The 15453-nt window shown below is 68.5% G+C and carries 16 protein-coding genes and 1 pseudogene; 9 read left to right on the plus strand and 8 right to left on the minus strand.

What is annotated here, in order from left to right; all coding sequences use genetic code 11:
* Nucleotides 1-93: 93 nt before the first annotated feature.
* On the minus strand, nt 94-2571 hold the full coding sequence (locus tag ACWD6N_RS11220; RefSeq protein WP_449936970.1) for a M14 family metallopeptidase: 2478 nt from the start codon (nt 2569-2571) through the stop codon (nt 94-96).
* A gap of 642 nt (nt 2572-3213) precedes the next feature.
* A complete protein-coding gene (locus tag ACWD6N_RS11225; RefSeq protein WP_449937005.1) occupies nt 3214-3501 on the minus strand; it encodes a serine hydrolase in 288 nt (95 codons plus the stop codon).
* Nucleotides 3502-3699: 198 nt separating this feature from the next.
* Here ACWD6N_RS11225 and ACWD6N_RS11230 point away from each other — a divergent pair.
* From ACWD6N_RS11230 to ACWD6N_RS11240, 3 genes and pseudogenes are all read left to right on the plus strand, one after another.
* Nucleotides 3700-3882, plus strand: a pseudogene (locus ACWD6N_RS11230) (alpha/beta hydrolase); the annotation flags it as partial.
* Nucleotides 3883-4184: 302 nt separating this feature from the next.
* Nucleotides 4185-4490 carry a DUF302 domain-containing protein gene (locus tag ACWD6N_RS11235; protein ID WP_450004682.1) on the plus strand — a complete coding sequence of 102 codons (306 nt, stop codon included), beginning with the start codon at nt 4185-4187 and terminating at the stop codon, nt 4488-4490.
* Between the two features lie 115 nt (nt 4491-4605).
* The gene (locus tag ACWD6N_RS11240; protein WP_449936973.1) at nt 4606-5580 is read left to right on the plus strand and encodes an SLAC1 family transporter; all 975 of its coding nucleotides are present in this window, start codon (nt 4606-4608) and stop codon (nt 5578-5580) included.
* Nucleotides 5581-5601: 21 nt separating this feature from the next.
* Here the strand turns inward: ACWD6N_RS11240 and ACWD6N_RS11245 are convergent, their stop codons facing one another.
* Together ACWD6N_RS11245 and ACWD6N_RS11250 are read right to left on the minus strand one after the other, a co-directional pair.
* Nucleotides 5602-6075, minus strand: coding sequence for a hypothetical protein (locus tag ACWD6N_RS11245; protein WP_387326335.1), 474 nt, complete (start codon nt 6073-6075; stop codon nt 5602-5604).
* Between the two features lie 433 nt (nt 6076-6508).
* A complete protein-coding gene (locus tag ACWD6N_RS11250) occupies nt 6509-7219 on the minus strand; it encodes a VOC family protein (protein WP_449936976.1) in 711 nt (236 codons plus the stop codon).
* A 98-nt stretch (nt 7220-7317) separates the two neighbouring features.
* Between ACWD6N_RS11250 and ACWD6N_RS11255 the strand changes: the two genes are divergently transcribed.
* The gene (locus tag ACWD6N_RS11255; RefSeq protein WP_354966870.1) at nt 7318-7461 is read left to right on the plus strand and encodes a hypothetical protein; all 144 of its coding nucleotides are present in this window, start codon (nt 7318-7320) and stop codon (nt 7459-7461) included.
* A 46-nt stretch (nt 7462-7507) separates the two neighbouring features.
* Here ACWD6N_RS11255 and ACWD6N_RS11260 read toward each other — a convergent pair whose 3' ends face one another.
* Entirely contained in the window at nt 7508-7777 is a 270-nt protein-coding gene (locus ACWD6N_RS11260; protein ID WP_387326709.1) for a helix-turn-helix domain-containing protein, read from the minus strand.
* A 31-nt stretch (nt 7778-7808) separates the two neighbouring features.
* Entirely contained in the window at nt 7809-8990 is a 1182-nt protein-coding gene (locus ACWD6N_RS11265) for a low temperature requirement protein A (protein ID WP_449936978.1), read from the minus strand.
* A gap of 579 nt (nt 8991-9569) precedes the next feature.
* On the opposite strand from ACWD6N_RS11265, the gene ACWD6N_RS11270 reads away from it, so the two are divergent.
* Entirely contained in the window at nt 9570-9914 is a 345-nt protein-coding gene (locus ACWD6N_RS11270; RefSeq protein WP_387326347.1) for a DUF1801 domain-containing protein, read from the plus strand.
* A gap of 156 nt (nt 9915-10070) precedes the next feature.
* Here ACWD6N_RS11270 and ACWD6N_RS11275 read toward each other — a convergent pair whose 3' ends face one another.
* On the minus strand, nt 10071-11312 hold the full coding sequence (locus ACWD6N_RS11275) for an FAD-dependent oxidoreductase (RefSeq protein WP_387326350.1): 1242 nt from the start codon (nt 11310-11312) through the stop codon (nt 10071-10073).
* Between the two features lie 426 nt (nt 11313-11738).
* Between ACWD6N_RS11275 and ACWD6N_RS11280 the strand changes: the two genes are divergently transcribed.
* On the plus strand, nt 11739-12170 hold the full coding sequence (locus ACWD6N_RS11280; protein ID WP_387326353.1) for a YciI family protein: 432 nt from the start codon (nt 11739-11741) through the stop codon (nt 12168-12170).
* Nucleotides 12171-12270: 100 nt separating this feature from the next.
* Nucleotides 12271-13548 carry an RNA polymerase sigma factor gene (locus tag ACWD6N_RS11285; RefSeq protein WP_387326356.1) on the plus strand — a complete coding sequence of 426 codons (1278 nt, stop codon included), beginning with the start codon at nt 12271-12273 and terminating at the stop codon, nt 13546-13548.
* 158 nt (nt 13549-13706) lie between these two features.
* Here ACWD6N_RS11285 and ACWD6N_RS11290 read toward each other — a convergent pair whose 3' ends face one another.
* The gene (locus ACWD6N_RS11290) at nt 13707-14075 is read right to left on the minus strand and encodes a YciI family protein (RefSeq protein WP_387326359.1); all 369 of its coding nucleotides are present in this window, start codon (nt 14073-14075) and stop codon (nt 13707-13709) included.
* A gap of 221 nt (nt 14076-14296) precedes the next feature.
* Between ACWD6N_RS11290 and ACWD6N_RS11295 the strand changes: the two genes are divergently transcribed.
* Both ACWD6N_RS11295 and ACWD6N_RS11300 read left to right on the plus strand, forming a co-directional pair.
* Nucleotides 14297-14794 (plus strand): YcxB family protein, encoded by a 498-nt coding sequence (locus tag ACWD6N_RS11295; protein ID WP_387326362.1) that lies wholly within the window; start codon nt 14297-14299, stop codon nt 14792-14794.
* A gap of 145 nt (nt 14795-14939) precedes the next feature.
* Nucleotides 14940-15431, plus strand: a complete 492-nt coding sequence (locus ACWD6N_RS11300) for a DUF2231 domain-containing protein (RefSeq protein ID WP_354966861.1) — start codon at nt 14940-14942, stop codon at nt 15429-15431.
* The last annotated feature ends 22 nt before the right edge of the window (nt 15432-15453 follow it).

Raw genomic sequence — 15453 nt, forward strand, 5'->3', positions numbered from 1 at the left:
CAGGTCTTCGAGGTGAACCTGTACCGGCGGACCAATCTCATCCAACCGGGTTTACATGACTGACCCGCGACCCCGCTCGGACCAGATGGGCGCTTACTTGCGGATCGTGATGGTCGCCTTACGGTAGTTGTTGCGCTTGTCGCTCTTCGTCGGGTCGTAGTTCTGCTCGATGTTGCCCGCCGCATCGACCGAGAACCAGTGGAACGTCGTCGTCTCGGTCACGTGGAACACCTCGCCCGGCTCTCGGAATTCGGTCGCTTCGTAGCGTGGCGACTGGAGTGTGGGCCGGCTGCCGTCCGTCGTGTAGTAAATGGTGGCCGGTTCGCTCGTCTCGAAGCGCACGTCGACGGGCTTGGAGTACTTTCCGCCGCCGGGAACGAGCTTGGACGTCGGGTCCTTCTTGTCCTTGCCCCAGTCCGCCGCGACCCGGAACATCTCCATGATTCCGTTGGCGTACTCCATCGTCTCGGCGTGGCCGCTGACGAGGTTCGGATCGCCCTCCCACACCGGCTGGAACGAGCCGCCCTGCCAGTTGCCGGTGGCCGGGTTGTAGACCGAGCCGCCGACCTCCCAGCCGAAGGCGTAGATCCCATAGGTGTGGTAAAGGTCCTCGCGCACGTTGCCCGCGGAGGAGTAGAGGACGTCCGACGAGCCGCCGACGTTCTCCGGCGTGACGACGGTCTCCCGGTGTGCCTTGACCTGCGACAGGATCCTGCCGGCCGACTGCCAGTAGAACGCCTCGTCACCCAGCGGCGGGCGCGGCGTGGTGATCCGCCCGTCCGCGATGTAGGCACCGGGCTGCCAGAACAGCTGGCCGCCGTTGGAGTGCACCGACATCATGAACTTGATGTTCGAGTACTTCTCGACCAGCCAGATGATGTTCTCCGACTCAGGTTCGGACAGCTTCTCCGGTCCCTGGTAGGTGTCGCTGACGCAGCTGGTCGACGCACCCGAGTAGCCGTCGTGACCCGACCCGACCCGGTAGTTCCGGTTCAGGTCGACGCCCCAGGAGTTACGCCGGGCCGGATCTGCGTTCTCATCCGGACAGTGGTTCGTCATGTTCCGGCGCTGCGAGGCGAAGTTGTAGAAGCTGTAGTTCGCCCCATCGGGGTTGTTGGACAGGATGAAGAAGATGTCGGTGCTCTCGACGATCTTCTTTGTTTCCCTGTCCGACTTGTAGTTGTGCACCAGACGCTCGGCCGACTCCAGCGAGGTCGTCGCGGGCACCCACTCGCGGGCGTGGTCCTGCGCCTGGATCAGTACACCGGGGTTCCTGCCGTCGCGGTGCTTACCGATCCGCAGGACGGGGATCGTGGCCGGGCCACGCGGCACCTCGCCCTCCGGTGCGCCGACGCGCTTCTGGTCGAGGAAGTCGGTCAGCGCGACCGGGCCGGACGTCGGCGCGACGATGCCGGTGCCCGCGTTGGTTCGGTACGGGTGCGCCCGGTCGATGAGGCCCTGGGACTGGGCCTCCAGCGCCGCCGCCACCTCGGTAGCCGTACTCGCGCCCCCGGCGGAGGCGTCCTTCGCGAGGAGGACGCGAACCGCCTTGCCCGCCACCTCGACGGTGAGCGGAAGGTTCGCCCCCGGGCGCTCCACGAACTCGACGGTGATGTCGTTGCCACCCTCGTGGCCCCACGCCGTCGAGCTGACGACGACCGCAGACTGCCCGGTACCGCCGATCGTGGCCTGCGCCTTGCGCTGGTAGCCATTCGTCTGGTTCGGCAGGTAGACGATCTCGGCGATGTCCGGGTACTGCCGGGCGATCTCCTTGGCGCGGCTGTAGAGCTGCTGCGGGTTCCGGTAGCCGTCGACGAAGTCTGACTTGTAGCCCCGATTTTCCGTCAGCGGCGGCGGAGCGTCCTCGAGCCAGTCGGAGACGTCGCCGGTGGTGACGCCACCGGTCGAGCTCGTGACCCGGATCTGGTTCGGGCGCACGTCGAGCTTGAACAGGTTCCGGTGGAACATGTACTGCCCGGAGTCGACGAACCGGCTCATCGTCCGGGCGAAGCCGAACGAGGTGCGCCGGCCTGAGTCGTTCTCGAGCTGCATGGTGACGATCGGGTCCGCCTGCTGCCCTTCGGTGGTCCGCGCCTCGACGTAGAGGAAACCCTGGCCCTTCGTGGTGAACCAGTCAGCACGGACGATCCGTACCGTCTCCTCGTGGCTGAGCGGCTGGGCAGCCTGCATACGGGAGGCTTGGATGCCCCCGTCGGCCTCTTCGCTCCAGGCGAACCCTTCGTCGTCACCGAGGATCTCGACGCCCATCGCCTCGAGTTCGGCGATCTGCTCGGCGGTTACCACCGCCTCGCCTTCGATGCCGCTGGGCACGCGCCTGAGGCCGTGCTCGAGGTCGAAGCCGGCGGCGACCACCTTGTCCAGCATGTCGGCACCGGTCAGCTGGATGCGTACGAGGCGTACCGACTCCTGGTCCTCGAGGTGGGACCGCCCCGAACCCGTCGTGGCTGTGGACGCCGCGGGATCCGCGCCTACGGGCGCGGGCACGATGAGGACGCTCGCCACCAGGGCGGGCAGCGCGAGAAGCGCGATGCGCAGTCGTCTGCGGTGCATGCTTCCCTCCTTCTGTTTCGGCCTGTGGTTGATGCCGTGGCCGGCCCACGAGCGGGCCGGACCGAACCATTCGGATGGATATGCTGAGGTCGCCCACGGTGAGCCTCTTACGACGACGGTCGTCGTCGTAGGAGGCGCATGCGGGCTGTGAGCGACCTGGGCGCGGTGAGTGTATGCAAATTCTTCGCATCGACGGCCCGCGTGAGCCCGATCTTGAGCATTGCTTGAGTTAGTCGTTCAAGCTCGGCTACTGACGTCCGGAGCAGTCCTGCGTGGACTTCGGCGGGTGGTGCTCAGCGTGAGGTGGCCACCGTCTGACGATTCTCCAGATCCGCGCAGATCACGATGATCAAGGCGGTGGCTGTGGCCGCGATCTTGGAGTACCTGGGCGGACCCGTTTGAACTGGAATGGCAAGTCGTGGTCAGACCGTCAGGCACGGCGGGCCCGACGTCGCCCTCGGGTGCCTGGACGGCGGCCCGCTGGCGGCCGACGCAGTCAGACGTGGGGAGGCTCCGAGACCGGAACTTGGTTCCGGCTGTCCGTCGGGTGACTTCTAGCCGAATGGGATGACGCCGGATAGGCGTAGTCCGCGCTGGGAATCGGTTCGTGTCGATCGACCGATACAGCCCCCACGTCTACGGCTAGTGCGCGCCGACGGGTGAGTGCAAAGTTGGTCGCCTTGGTGACGCGCCTCCCCGGTGGCGGGGCCGGGCGGTGTGACGCTTGGAACGTCCTGGCGGTGTGTGGTGCAGCCCGAGCGGACAGACGATCCGATTGGTGTCCTCCTGTTGCAGAGACCGGCCGACGCCACGCTCGATTATCCTGCCGACCAGGACGAAACCGGTGTTGGAGTAGGCCCAGCTCTCTTCGGGTTCGAGGTCCGGCCGGTGGTTCATCGCCCGCGCCACGAGTTGCTCGCGGGTGTACATGTCGTATCGCTGCGACTGTGCAGAAAGAGACCTCAAACTGACCCGCGCCACGGCACCTCACCCTGCGGGCCTCACCGCTGGCCGTCCGCTTCACCGCGATCTGCCTGGGCTGGACGGCGATTAACCCGCAACATCAGCTGCGGGTACGGACGAGCGCCCCGCTGCTGGTGCTCAACGGTCGTTTAGGACCCGGCAACCCCGTACGACGGCGCGCTCCGGGTCGTGCGAGAGATCGGCAGGCAAGCCCACCTCCTCACCTATGAGGGGTCGGGGCACGGCAGCTGCCCACGGACGGAGTGCGTCCGGAGTCATGTCGAGCGGTACCTCATCGAAAGAGCCACACCCCCAACCGGCGCGAGCTGTCCGGCCGCCCCGGCCTGACGCAACGAAGTCGTCGCGGCGACGCCCCGGCTCACACGGTAGGTAGCTCGCTCGGGCCGACGAAGGTCGGACCGGCCTCCTACTCGACAGCTGGGGCGTCGCCGACGGCGAAGGTACGAGCAGTTCCCACAGCCGTTTTACGGCAAACCTCCCCAGACCGGCCTCCGGTGCGGGCAAGATGAGATGGATTCGCCCAGCGACGCGGTGAGCGGGGGTCGGCCGTGAACGACGGATTGGTGACCAGGCGGAGCGCCTACGATGTCGGAGAGACAATCTCCGCGCTGCGGGCTGAGGCGGAACGCGTGGGCGCTGCGGTGGCGGCGGTGGTCGACCATGCGGCGGCCGCTCGCAAGGCCGGGCTGAGTATGCCCGACACACAGGTAATCATCTTTGGGAACCCGCAGGCGGGCACTCCGCTCATGCAGGCCCGTCCCGAGATCGCCATCGACCTGCCAATGCGACTCATGGTGCGAAACGACGGCCAGCCCGGCTCGCTGGTGACGTGGCAGGACCCCGCGTACCTCGCCCAGCGGTACGGACTGGGCGAGGATCAGCTCGCACCCCTGAACGCCCCAGCCAAGATCGCGTCCGTGGTCGACGGCCGCTGAGCACGGCCCGAATCGGCCGCCCAAACAGTCCGCAACAGGCCACCCCGGCACCGCTCGTCGCTGGCGGCGGTGAGCGTCGGCAGCGTGGACCCAAGGCGCGAGGAGAGAGGTGCCGATGGCCGCCGTCCGTGTCCCGCCGACCGTCTTCGGCATTCCCTTCGGGCTGGCCGGCCTGGCGGGCAGTTGGGCCGTCGCGGCGGGCGGCGGCAGCGCGCCGACCTGGGTCGGCGACGCCCTGCTCGTGCTCGCGGCGGCGGTCTGGCTGGCCACCACGGCGGGCTACGCGGCCTACACCCTGTCGGTCCGCCGCGCGCTCGTCGCTGACCTGCTCGATCCGGTGCTCGCCCCATTCGTCTCGCTCGCGGTGATCACGCCGATGCTGCTCGCCGCCCAGGGCCTCGCGCCGCACCACCTCGGTGCCGCCCGGATCGTCGTCGACGTGTTCGTCGTCCTCACTGTGCTGTTCGGTGCATGGATAACCGGCCAATGGATGTACGGCCCGCTCGACGTCGACCGCATGCACCCCGGCTACTTCCTGCCCACCGTGGCCGGTGGACTCGTCGCCTCCGCCAGCACCGCCGTCGTCGGGCAGCGCCCGCTCTCACTGCTCATGCTGGGACTCGGGCTCGTCTGCTGGCTCGTCATCGGCTCGCTGACGCTCAACCGGCTGTTCTTCCGGCCGCCGCTGCCGCCAGCGCTGATTCCGACGTTGGCTATCGAGGTGGCGCCCCCTGCGCTGGCCGCCGTGGCGCTGTTTGCTCTCAACGGGGCGCGGATCGACTTTGTCGTCTCGCTAATTTCCGGTTACGGGCTGTTGATGGTCCTCACTCAGGTCCGGCTCCTCCCCGCGTACCTGGGCTTGTCGTTCGCCCCCACGTTCTGGGCGTTCACGTTCCCGTTCGCGGCGGTGGCGACGACCACGTTGCACTGGATCGCCGACACCCGGCCGTCCGGGCACCGGGTCTACGCGTACCTGGTGCTGGCCGCGATCACCGTGCTGATCGGAGGCATCGCCGTCCGGACGGTTGTCGCCGCGGCCCGCGGGCAACTGCTGCCAACGGCTCCGGCACCCGCTCGACCGGACCGCTGAACACCGGTGCGCCGGGCCGCGTCAGCCGCACCGGTCCAGCCGCTTGAGCGTCGCGGCGGCGACCAGGCCGTACGCGACGTACGGTAGGGCATCCTCGAGCCAGCCCTCGGCGCCCCAGCGGCGCGGGTCCGTCACCCCGAGCGCGGCCATCGACCCGTCGGCCACCAGCATGCCGCCGATCCCGATCACCCCCGCCGCCACCGGCAGTGGTGGCCGCCGCCGCCCGGTGAGCGCCGCGAAGAGCGACACGGCCAACACTCCGTTGACGAACCCGAACACCGGCCCGAACCCGGCACGCCGCTTCGCCGCCCGGTCTGCCGGCCCCAGGTTCACGTGGGCCAGATCCACCATCCGCTGCACGGCGCGCTCGTGCGTGTCGCTCATCGGGCGAGCCCGGACGCCCACGTCGAGATTGCTGAACAGTTCGCGGGCGAGCGTGCCGGCGGCACCGGCCACGATCCCGTTCGTCAGACTGGCCAGCCAGTTCCTTGCCATGAGATCACCTCGGCTTTGTCAGTTATCGCCCGCGTCCCGCCGACCTCTGGCCGCGATGTCCGGCATACCCACCCCGTGCCACGTCATTTCTGCCGCGACCCGCGCGTGCCAAACGCCGTCGGCAACCGGGACGCTGCCTTCCAGCTCTCCACCACACGAAGCCGTGCCGCAGCTCGCGGGGAGTCCTGTCACGCGGGCCAAGGCGGCCGCAACGGGCCGCACGCGCCGCCGCCAGGGCGCTCGCCGGCCGCTGCCGCTCTGCGGCCGTCACGCCTGAGGCCCGGCAGCTGGCGCGGACAGCGGGACGTCCGGAGGACCGCCGCAGAACGACAGCCCGTTGGGTGGGCAGCTGGTGGGTCGGCAGCCGCCCGGGGCGCGGCGGCCGTCGCACGTCCGCGCCGTTGCCGTAGTGAGCGGGTGAAGAGGGTTTTGCTCAGCCTGGGGCGAGGAGGCAGAACTCGTTGCCTTCGGGGTCGGCGAGGACCGTCCACGGGACTTCGTTCTGGCCTAGGTCGATGGCGGTGGCGCCGAGAGTGCGCAGCCTGGCCGCCTCGACCTCCAGGTCGTCACCCGGGTACGGGCGGACGTCGAGATGGACGCGGTTCCACACGGTCTTCACGTCGGGTGTGCGGAGGAACTGCAGATATGGGCCGACACCCTTGGCGGAGCGCAGTACCGCTTTGTGGTCGGTCACCTCGTGCAGGGTCCAGTCCATGGCCTTGCCCCAGAAGCGGGCCATGGCACGCGGATCCGCGCAGTCGACCACTACCGTGGCGATCGGTCCGGTGTCTCGGATCGGGTCGTGCCAGTCCAGCACGCAGAACTCGTTGCCCTCTGGATCGGCCATGACCGTCCATGGGACGTCGCCCTGGCCGACGTCGGCGGGTGTTGCGCCGAGATCCTTCAGGCGCGTGATCAACTCCGCGTGATGGGCCGCCGAGGTGGTGGCGAGGTCGACGTGCACGCGGTTCTTCACCGTCTTGGGTTCCGGGGAGACGACGAGGTCGATGCAGACAGCGACGGGGTCGGGGTAGACGAAGCCCTCGGGTTCGAGGTTGGTCACGCCGGGGCCCTCGCTGGAGACTTCCCAGCCGAGCGCCTGCGCCCAGAAGCCGCCCAGCGCGGAGTCGTCCCGAGCCTTCATGTTGATTTGAACCAGCCGCGTTGCTACGCCGACGATGCTAAAGGAAATCAGGTCGATCCGGGGGGACGGAGACGTGGCCTCGCAGGGCGGAGGACTGGGTGACGATCGGAAAGCACCAGGCGGGACACCGCTGCACGTCGGTGGACGAGTCGGCCACGAAGCAGATCGCCGCGCGACTCGTGCTGCCGCCGCGTACCGTCTCGACCCACCTGTACAAGGCCTTTTCCCCAAGCTGGGCGTGAGTTCGCGCGCGGGTCTCCTTGCCAGATATCGCGAGACCGCTGCTGATTACGTCGGCGGCGGTTGCGAAGGGGAGAGCAATGTGCGGAGTTGCCTGCGTGACCTGACGCCGAGCTTGCTGAACACGTTGCCGAGGTGCCACTCCACCGTGCGTGGGCTGATGAACATCTGGGCGGCGATCTCAGGGTTGGTGTGCCCGTCTCTGGCCAGTCTGGAGATCTGGGCTTCCTGGCTGGTGAGTTCTGTGCCAGTTCCGGCCGTCCGCTTGCGTACGGTTTCCCCGGTTGCCAGTAGCTCTTTGCGGGACGTGCGTAACAGATCAGTCTCGAGACATGGGTGAAACTTCTGGCTAGCCGGGTGGTGACGGTGGCTCGGGCGGCCGTCCGCGGGCGCGGGCTGCGTCGGATATGGCGATGCCGGTCAGGACGAGGGCAGCGGCGGTGGCGACGACGACTGGTGGCAGGGGGAGCATCGCCGGTGTCAGGGCGGCCAGTGTAAGGACGCCGATTGGTCGGGACCGGGATACGCGGCCGAATACCGCGTGCTCGAAGCGGGCGCGCCCGGCCAGGTACAGCGCGGGTCCGCCGAGGATGACGGCGATCCAGGCCGGTGGGGTGTGCCCGAGTGGATTTGCGATGACAAGTTCGTCGCCGACGGCTGTAGCGACCACGCCGGCCACCATGGCCAGGTGGGCGTATGACGCCGTTCCGGCGAGGCGGACCGGGTCGCCAGACAGGGCAATCGCTTCGGCCAGGACCTGCCCAGCGCGGTATATGTAGATCCGCCACAGCAGCACGGTGGTCGCGATCGACACTGCGAACGCGGCGACCCTGTCCGGCGCGAAGCCGCTGCTGCTCAGGGCCAGTCCGGTAACGAAGATCAGCTCGCCGAGCGCGATGATGAAGAACTGCCGGTAGCGCTCGGACAGGTGCTCGCCCGAGATCACAAGATCTTCGCTGGGCGTACGGCCCGCCCCCGGGGTGGGGAAGCCGATTCTGCCTGCCGTGTGGTCAAGGACCACCGCGAGTGCCCACAACGCGCCACGCGCCGTACCGTGCACGAGCGCCCCCGCGAACCACGGCAGCGCCGACAGGCCGTACCAGAACAGCCCGCGCACGCCGGTGCGCTGCAGTTCGTGGCCACGCAGAACGACCACGAGGACGAGCCCGCGGCCGAGCTGGATGGCGACGTAGGCGCCCGCGAAGATCAGGCCCGTGTCGCCGAATGCCTCGGGCACCGCGGCCGCCATCACCAGGCTGCCGACCATGGTCGCGATGACCAGCGCCTGGATTACCGTTCGTTGCGGGTCCGTCCGGTCGGTCAGCCACGCGGTGCTGGACCAGACCCACCACAGGGCCCCCAACAGCACCAGCGTCCGGAAGGCGCTGCCCCACCCGAGATCCTCGGCCAGGCCGCGCGAGAGCTGAGCGAGCGCGAGGACGAACACCAGGTCGAAGAAGAGTTCCAGGAACGTGGCCCGCTGTGGATCCTCGGCTTTCCGCACCAGCTCGGACGCCCTGCCCGTCGTCATCGGCTCGCCCGTTCTGCCGGCTCTGCTCCACGTTTGGGAGCATTCTGACATGCGGCAGCGGCGATGATCGCGGACGTGCCGCCATGGACTGGATCGAGCGACCCGCGTTACACGGACGGGCGACAGTCGACGCCGGTGAGTTCCTTATACCGATATGTCACGCAGGTCCTGAGAACCGGACAGCCGGCTTCCGGCGATGTCGGGCTCCACTTGATGCGTTACGGATCGCTGTCATTTGATTCGTGACACGTCCGACTAGATGATCTTGGTTGTTCCTTGTCTCAGGCTACTGGTCTTCAGTCCCAGTGGTTGAACAGCAGCTCGCCGAGGGTGGTTGGCTTCCAGTAGCGGATCTGGTCGTGCTCGCCGGGGTCGAGAGCGCTCAAATCAACCTGTGACGGGTCACGCCGGTGACGGTTGCGCCGATGGCGCGGGCGGCGTGGTGACACGCGTGTCGGTGACGGGTAAACGGGGCGGTGCACCGGCACGATCCGGATCTACGATGAGACCCAGCTGGTCGTCGTGCATCGGTCTGGATATGGACCGTCATTTCTGGCAACGACAATGAAGGAGAAGACCTTGAGTGACGATGTCACCCAGTACATCAACAAGGCGCAGCCGTGGCAGATCGATGTGTGCGAGAAACTACGTGCGATGGTCGGCCAGACCATTCCAGATGTCGAGGAGCGGCTCCAGTACGGCAAGCCGCACTACCTCAAGAACGGGCACTACGCGGCCGTCATCGCGGTGGCCAAGGACAAGGTCTCGTTCATGATGTTCAACGCAACGGACGTTCCTGAGGTCAAGGGGTTTCTTCGGGCTCTGGGCAACGGTGAACGCAAAGCCGTTGACATCAGAGATGGGCAAACCGTCGACTACGGCGCACTTGGCAGCATCCTGGAGAAGACCGCGACTGCCCTGTAGCTGCCCGGGTGTGTGCCGGGCAAGGCCTGGTCCTGGCATCGCGAGCCCAGGCCGCGGCCGTCCGATGTCCGGCACCTACACCGAGGTCGTACCGAGTGCGCATCGCGGCGTCGGTCCTACGGGCCCTGCCCGGTGGCGGACACCCGCGCCCGGCCGTCACGTGCGGGAGCGTGGCTTCGGCAGATGGTTGAAGATCCAGAGCCACACCGAGTTCCCCCAGCGAGCGGTACGCGTCTCTGCCTGCCGGGACGCCTCGACTGCGGTGAAGCCGTAGTCGCGCATCTTCTCCTCGTAGGCACCGATCGCTGCGACGATGTCGGTGCCGCCACCGGTGAGCGCACCGCACAGGTTCGACGCGTCCAGTAGGGCCGTATTCGCGCCGGAGCCACGGGCCGGGCTCATCGCGTGGATCGCGTCGCCGAGCAGGGTCACCCGGCTCGGCGTCCACGGCTGGACGCGTTCGGCGCTGCGGACCCGGACGAGGAACGTCTCGTCGACCGCGGCTTTGGCGAGCAGCGCGCGCAGGTCGGGGTGCCACGTACGGATCGCCGTGGACGCGACGACATGCAGCGCCACCGCGTCCATCCCGGTCATCGTCGCGTCTGACTCTGGGAACCGGTCATGCTGCGCGGACACGCCCCACATCAGGTAGTCGCCGGTCGGGCTCAACCTCACCCTCGGGGCGATTGCGGCGGCCGCCTCCGGCGGCGGCTGGCGTAACTCGACGAGTCCGGTCGCCAAGCCGATGTGGCCGCCGATGATCGCGGTGAACCCGTCACGTAGCGCCGCCGGGACGAGCCGTCGCGTCTCGTCGTCGAGCGGCGTCTTGCCGTAGATGATGCGCGACCCGGTGTCCACGACCGTCGCGTCGGGCAGCATCGTGCGGCGGACCGCCGAGTGCACGCCGTCCGCGCCGACGAGCACGTCGGCGCGCTCGGTCGAACCGTCCGCGAAGTGCATTGTCACACCGGCCGTGTCCTGCTCGTACTCGTCGAGCTCGCGGCCGAAGTGGATCCGATCGTCGAGGCCTGCGCCGAGAATCTCGCGAAGCGTCCCGCGGTTGACCGACGTGCTGAGCGTCTCGGGCTGGTACGGGTCGCGGTTCGGGTCGGTGAGTGTCTCGTGCAGGACGCGCAGTTGGGCGGAGAGAACGGTAAACTTCCTGCTCGGCTGGCTCGCCGTCGCGAGAAACAGCCGGAACAGCTTCGGCGGCAGGCACTTGTCGAGTGCCAGGCTGGCGCGTGCGTCGACGTGCAGCCGGTAGCCCTGCCGGCGGACGTCGGGCGCGGCGTCGCGTTCGTAGACCTGGACGTCGACGCCGGCCCGCACGAGCCCCTGGGCGAGGCACAACCCACCGAGGCCGGCACCGGCCACCGCCACGCGCAGATCGCTGCTCAACCCTGTCGCCTTCCAGCTTTGCCGGCGTACCGTCCCGGGTTGGATTGACTCGCGGGGTTGAGTAGTTCAGGCCGCGTGTGCGGGTCCTTGGCGATCGGCGCCTCACCCGCGCGGGCGACCGCGACCGCATCACGACGCGACTCCGGCGGGAACGCCTTCGGCATACAGACATCCTTCCAGTGAGGAACACATCCGCACAGGTCAGGAGTCAACCGAACCGGGCGGAGGGTCGTCCCGCCAGCGCTGGCCGCCGTCGGGCGCCCGCTAGGCCGGACCGGCCGCCTTCGCCTGGTGGGCAGCGGACCCGCCGACCCGCCGAGCGCGGCGTTGCCAAGCGCGGCGGAAAAAACTTCTGGCAGGGTGTCGAGCGGGCCGACCGCCGTTCGACGCGTAGGTGAGATGGCACCCTGACATGAGGAGACAGCGATGCGGTTCATGGTGATCACCAAGGCCACCGCGGCGAGCGAGGCCGGCGTGCTGCCCGCCACCGAGGATTTCGACACGATGGGCAAGTTCATTCAGGAGATGGTCGACGCCGGCGTGCTGCTGGACGCCGGCGGCCTTCAGTCCAGCGCCAAGGGTGCCCGGATCTACTTCGACGGCGACAAGAAGACCGTGGTGGACGGGCCGTTCACCGAGACCAAGGAGCTCATCGCCGGTTACTACCTGGTCGAAATGAAGTCGCTCGAGGAGTGTGTCGAGTGGTTCAAGCGCTGCCCGATCCAGCACCCGGGCGTGGGGGCGCAGACCAACATCGAGATCCGGCGGGTCTTCCACGCCGAGGACTTCGGCGAGGAATTCACCGCCGAGCAGCAGGCGGCCGTGGAGAGGCGGCGCGCGACGGTCGCCGGGAACTGATCACCGCAACCTGGGAGACGCGGGTTCGGCTCAGGACCGAACCCGCCCGCGTGGCATGAGCGTGCTTGCGTCCGATCGCGCGGTGGGGTAGACGGGGGCCGTGGCCACTGACACCCACCGCGCGATCGAGGCTGCCTGGCGGATCGAGGCGCCCCGGCTCATCGCCGGACTGACCAGGCTCGTCCGCGACATCGGCGTGGCCGAGGAGTTGGCGCAGGACGCGCTGGTCGCGGCGCTGGAGCAGTGGCCGGCGGAGGGCGTGCCGCGCAATCCGGGCGCGTGGCTGATGACCACCGCCAAGCGTCGGGCCATCGACCAGATCCGGCGCAACGAGACCTTCAAGCGCAAGGTCGAGGAGGTCGGCCGGGAACTCGAGGAATCCACCCCGGACATCGGCGCGATGGTCGCCGAGGACGACGGCATCGGCGACGACCTGCTGCGGCTGGTGTTCGTGGCCTGCCATCCGGTGCTGTCCACGGAGGCCCGCGCCGCACTGACCCTGCGGCTGCTCGGCGGCCTGACCACCGACGAGATCGCCCGGGCCTTCCTGGTGCCGGAACCGACCGTGGCGCAACGGATCGTGCGGGCCAAGAAGACCCTGGCCAACGCCCAGGTGCCGTTCGAGGTACCGCAGGGCGACGAGCTGGCGGCCCGGTTCTCCTCGGTGCTCGAGGTCGTCTACCTGATCTTCAACGAGGGCTACTCGGCCACCACCGGCGACGAGTGGATGCGGCCGGCGCTGTGCGAGGAGGCCCTGCGGCTGGGCCGGGTCCTGGCCCGGCTGGCCCCGCGCGAGCCCGAGGTGCACGGCCTGGTGGCGCTGATGGAGATCCAGGCCTCCCGGGCGGTCGCTCGCACCGGCCCCGGGGGCGAGCCGATCCTGCTGGGCGACCAGAACCGGGCCCGCTGGGACCAGCTGCTGATCCGCCGCGGCTTGGCCGCGCTGGAGCGTGCCGAGGCCCTGATCGATGGCAAGCCCGGCCCGTACGTGCTGCAGGCGGCCATCACCGCGTGCCACGCCCGGGCACGCCGCTTCGAGGACACCGACTGGGAGCGCATCGCCTGGTTCTACGAGAATCTGGCCGAGGCGATGCCGTCCCCGGTGGTCGAGCTGAACCGCGCGGTGGCGCTGTCCATGGCGTTCGGGCCGGCGACCGGGCTGGCGCTGCTGGATCAGCTGATGGCCTTCCCGGCCATGCAGAACTACCACCTGCTGCCCAGTGCACGCGGTGACTTCCTGGTCAAGCTGGGCCGGCACGCCGAGGCGCGGGCGGAGTTCGAGCGGGCGGCGTCGCTGACCCGCAACGAGCGGGAGCGGAGCCTGCTACTGGATCGTGCCGCCGCCTGCGATCAGCCGCTGCGAACGGACCATTCCTGACCTCTTGAGCCTCTCACCGCCGCGGTGACCGGCGGGGCGCACGCCAGATGAGAGCCACACCAACCTACGGTGCGCAGCCGCGATGAGAGCGACTCCGACGCAAGTCTTGCTCTGACGTGGCGAGTCTTCCTCGATCCGACACCGTCGGAACGTCACCATCACATGTCAGCCCGGCGAAGCATCGCGTCTGTTTCGGGATCGGGCATGAGCTCCCGAACCTCTTGCGCGCAGCGGCAAGCGCCGGCAATCTTGGCAGCCCACGTCAGCGCCTCCTCGCGTGAGGCCACGTCGACGACCACGAACCCGCCAATGACCTCCTTGGTCTCCGGGTAAGGGCCATCGGTGACCATCCCGTCCGTTGCCACGACGCTCGCCCTCTGGCGTTCGGGTCCAGCGCCGAACACAAACACGCCGGCGTTCACGGCCTCCTGGACTACCGCGTGCGATGCCTTGCCCACGTCGGGCCAATCCTCGTCGGGGATGTGGTCCATCGAGCCGTCATTGAACGAGATCAAGTATCGCGTCATCCCATGGCTCCCTTGTCCCGGCGACCTCGTCCAGCTGCCTCTCGCCTGCTCTACGAACGACTCGCCCTGGATCCGACGCTATGCCAGAAGAATTCTCGCGGGACCGCCGATGAGCAGAGGCTCCTGCCGCGTGCCGCTGACAACGGCGGCGCTCGACGGTCCGGCCCGGCGGCGGGAGTCAGGCGCTGCCAGGGGGCGGGTGGGGGCACTATCGTTCTGGCGTGCACATCCGTTTTGACGTCCCAGCCGATCCCGCCTACCCAGGCCGCGTGGCCGCTGCGCTCGGCAGGGTCCGGCTGCGCAGGTTCGGCTACATCGGTGCGGTGCTGGCGGCGGTCGGGGCGATCGGTTTGGCCGTCTCGCGGGGGTCCGGGTGGGGTGAACAGACTTCGCCGCTGTGGATGGCGATGATCGTGGGCGGCCTGCTGTCGATGCTGTACTGGCCGTGGGTGCGGTGGCGCGCCCGGCGTCGCTCCAGTCGCTACGCCGTCGAGGGCGCCTACGACATCACCGATGACAACATCATGATGCGCAGCGGCTCGGAGTCCGGTGGCATAGCCTGGGACGGGGTCGCCGAGGTGAGGGATACCCCGGAGTTCTGGATCGTGTACGTCGGCCGGATGCCGGCGACCGTGATCCCACGCTGGTTGATGTCGGCCGAGGATGCCGAGACGTTGCGAGCCTTCATAACCAAACGAGGGCTGCTCCGACGTCGGTGAACCCGCCCTGGCCGCGGTCATACGCGACGCCATTCACCTGAACGCTCGGTCCGCCGGCGGCCGTTGAAACCGAACTGTCCCGCCGGGTGTATCGGCGTCCGGTCCGGGTATGCGGGCGCGGTTGTCGCCCCGACAGGAGGTAGTGGTGGAAAGTCGAGCCAAGGCGATGGGTCACGCGATCCATCCCATGCTGATCGTGTTCCCGCTCGGGCTCCTCGCCACGTCGGTCATCTTCGACATCCTCTATCTGATCACCGACCGCACCGGATTCCAGATCTCCGCCGCGTACACCATCGCGGCGGGTGTCATCGGCGGCGTGGTCGCCGCCCTGTTCGGCCTCATCGACTGGAGTGCCATCCCGGCCGGCACCCGGGCCAAGCGGATCGGCGCGGCGCACGGCGTCGGCAACCTGGTGGTCGTGATCCTGTTCGCGGTGAGCTGGCTGGTGCGTCTGTCCCGGGAGAACTGGGAGCCGAACGCCGCCGCGCTGGTCCTGAGCTTCGCGGGCATCATCCTGGCCCTGGGGACTGCCTGGCTGGGCGGGGAACTGGTCGAGCGGCTGGGCATCGGGGTGAGTGACAAGGCCGGGGTGAACGCGACCAGCTCGCTGCGCCGCGCGCCGTCGCGCGGGGCCTGACCCCGGCGCCACGCCGACCGGC

This window comes from Micromonospora sp. NPDC005163 (assembly GCF_053599835.1).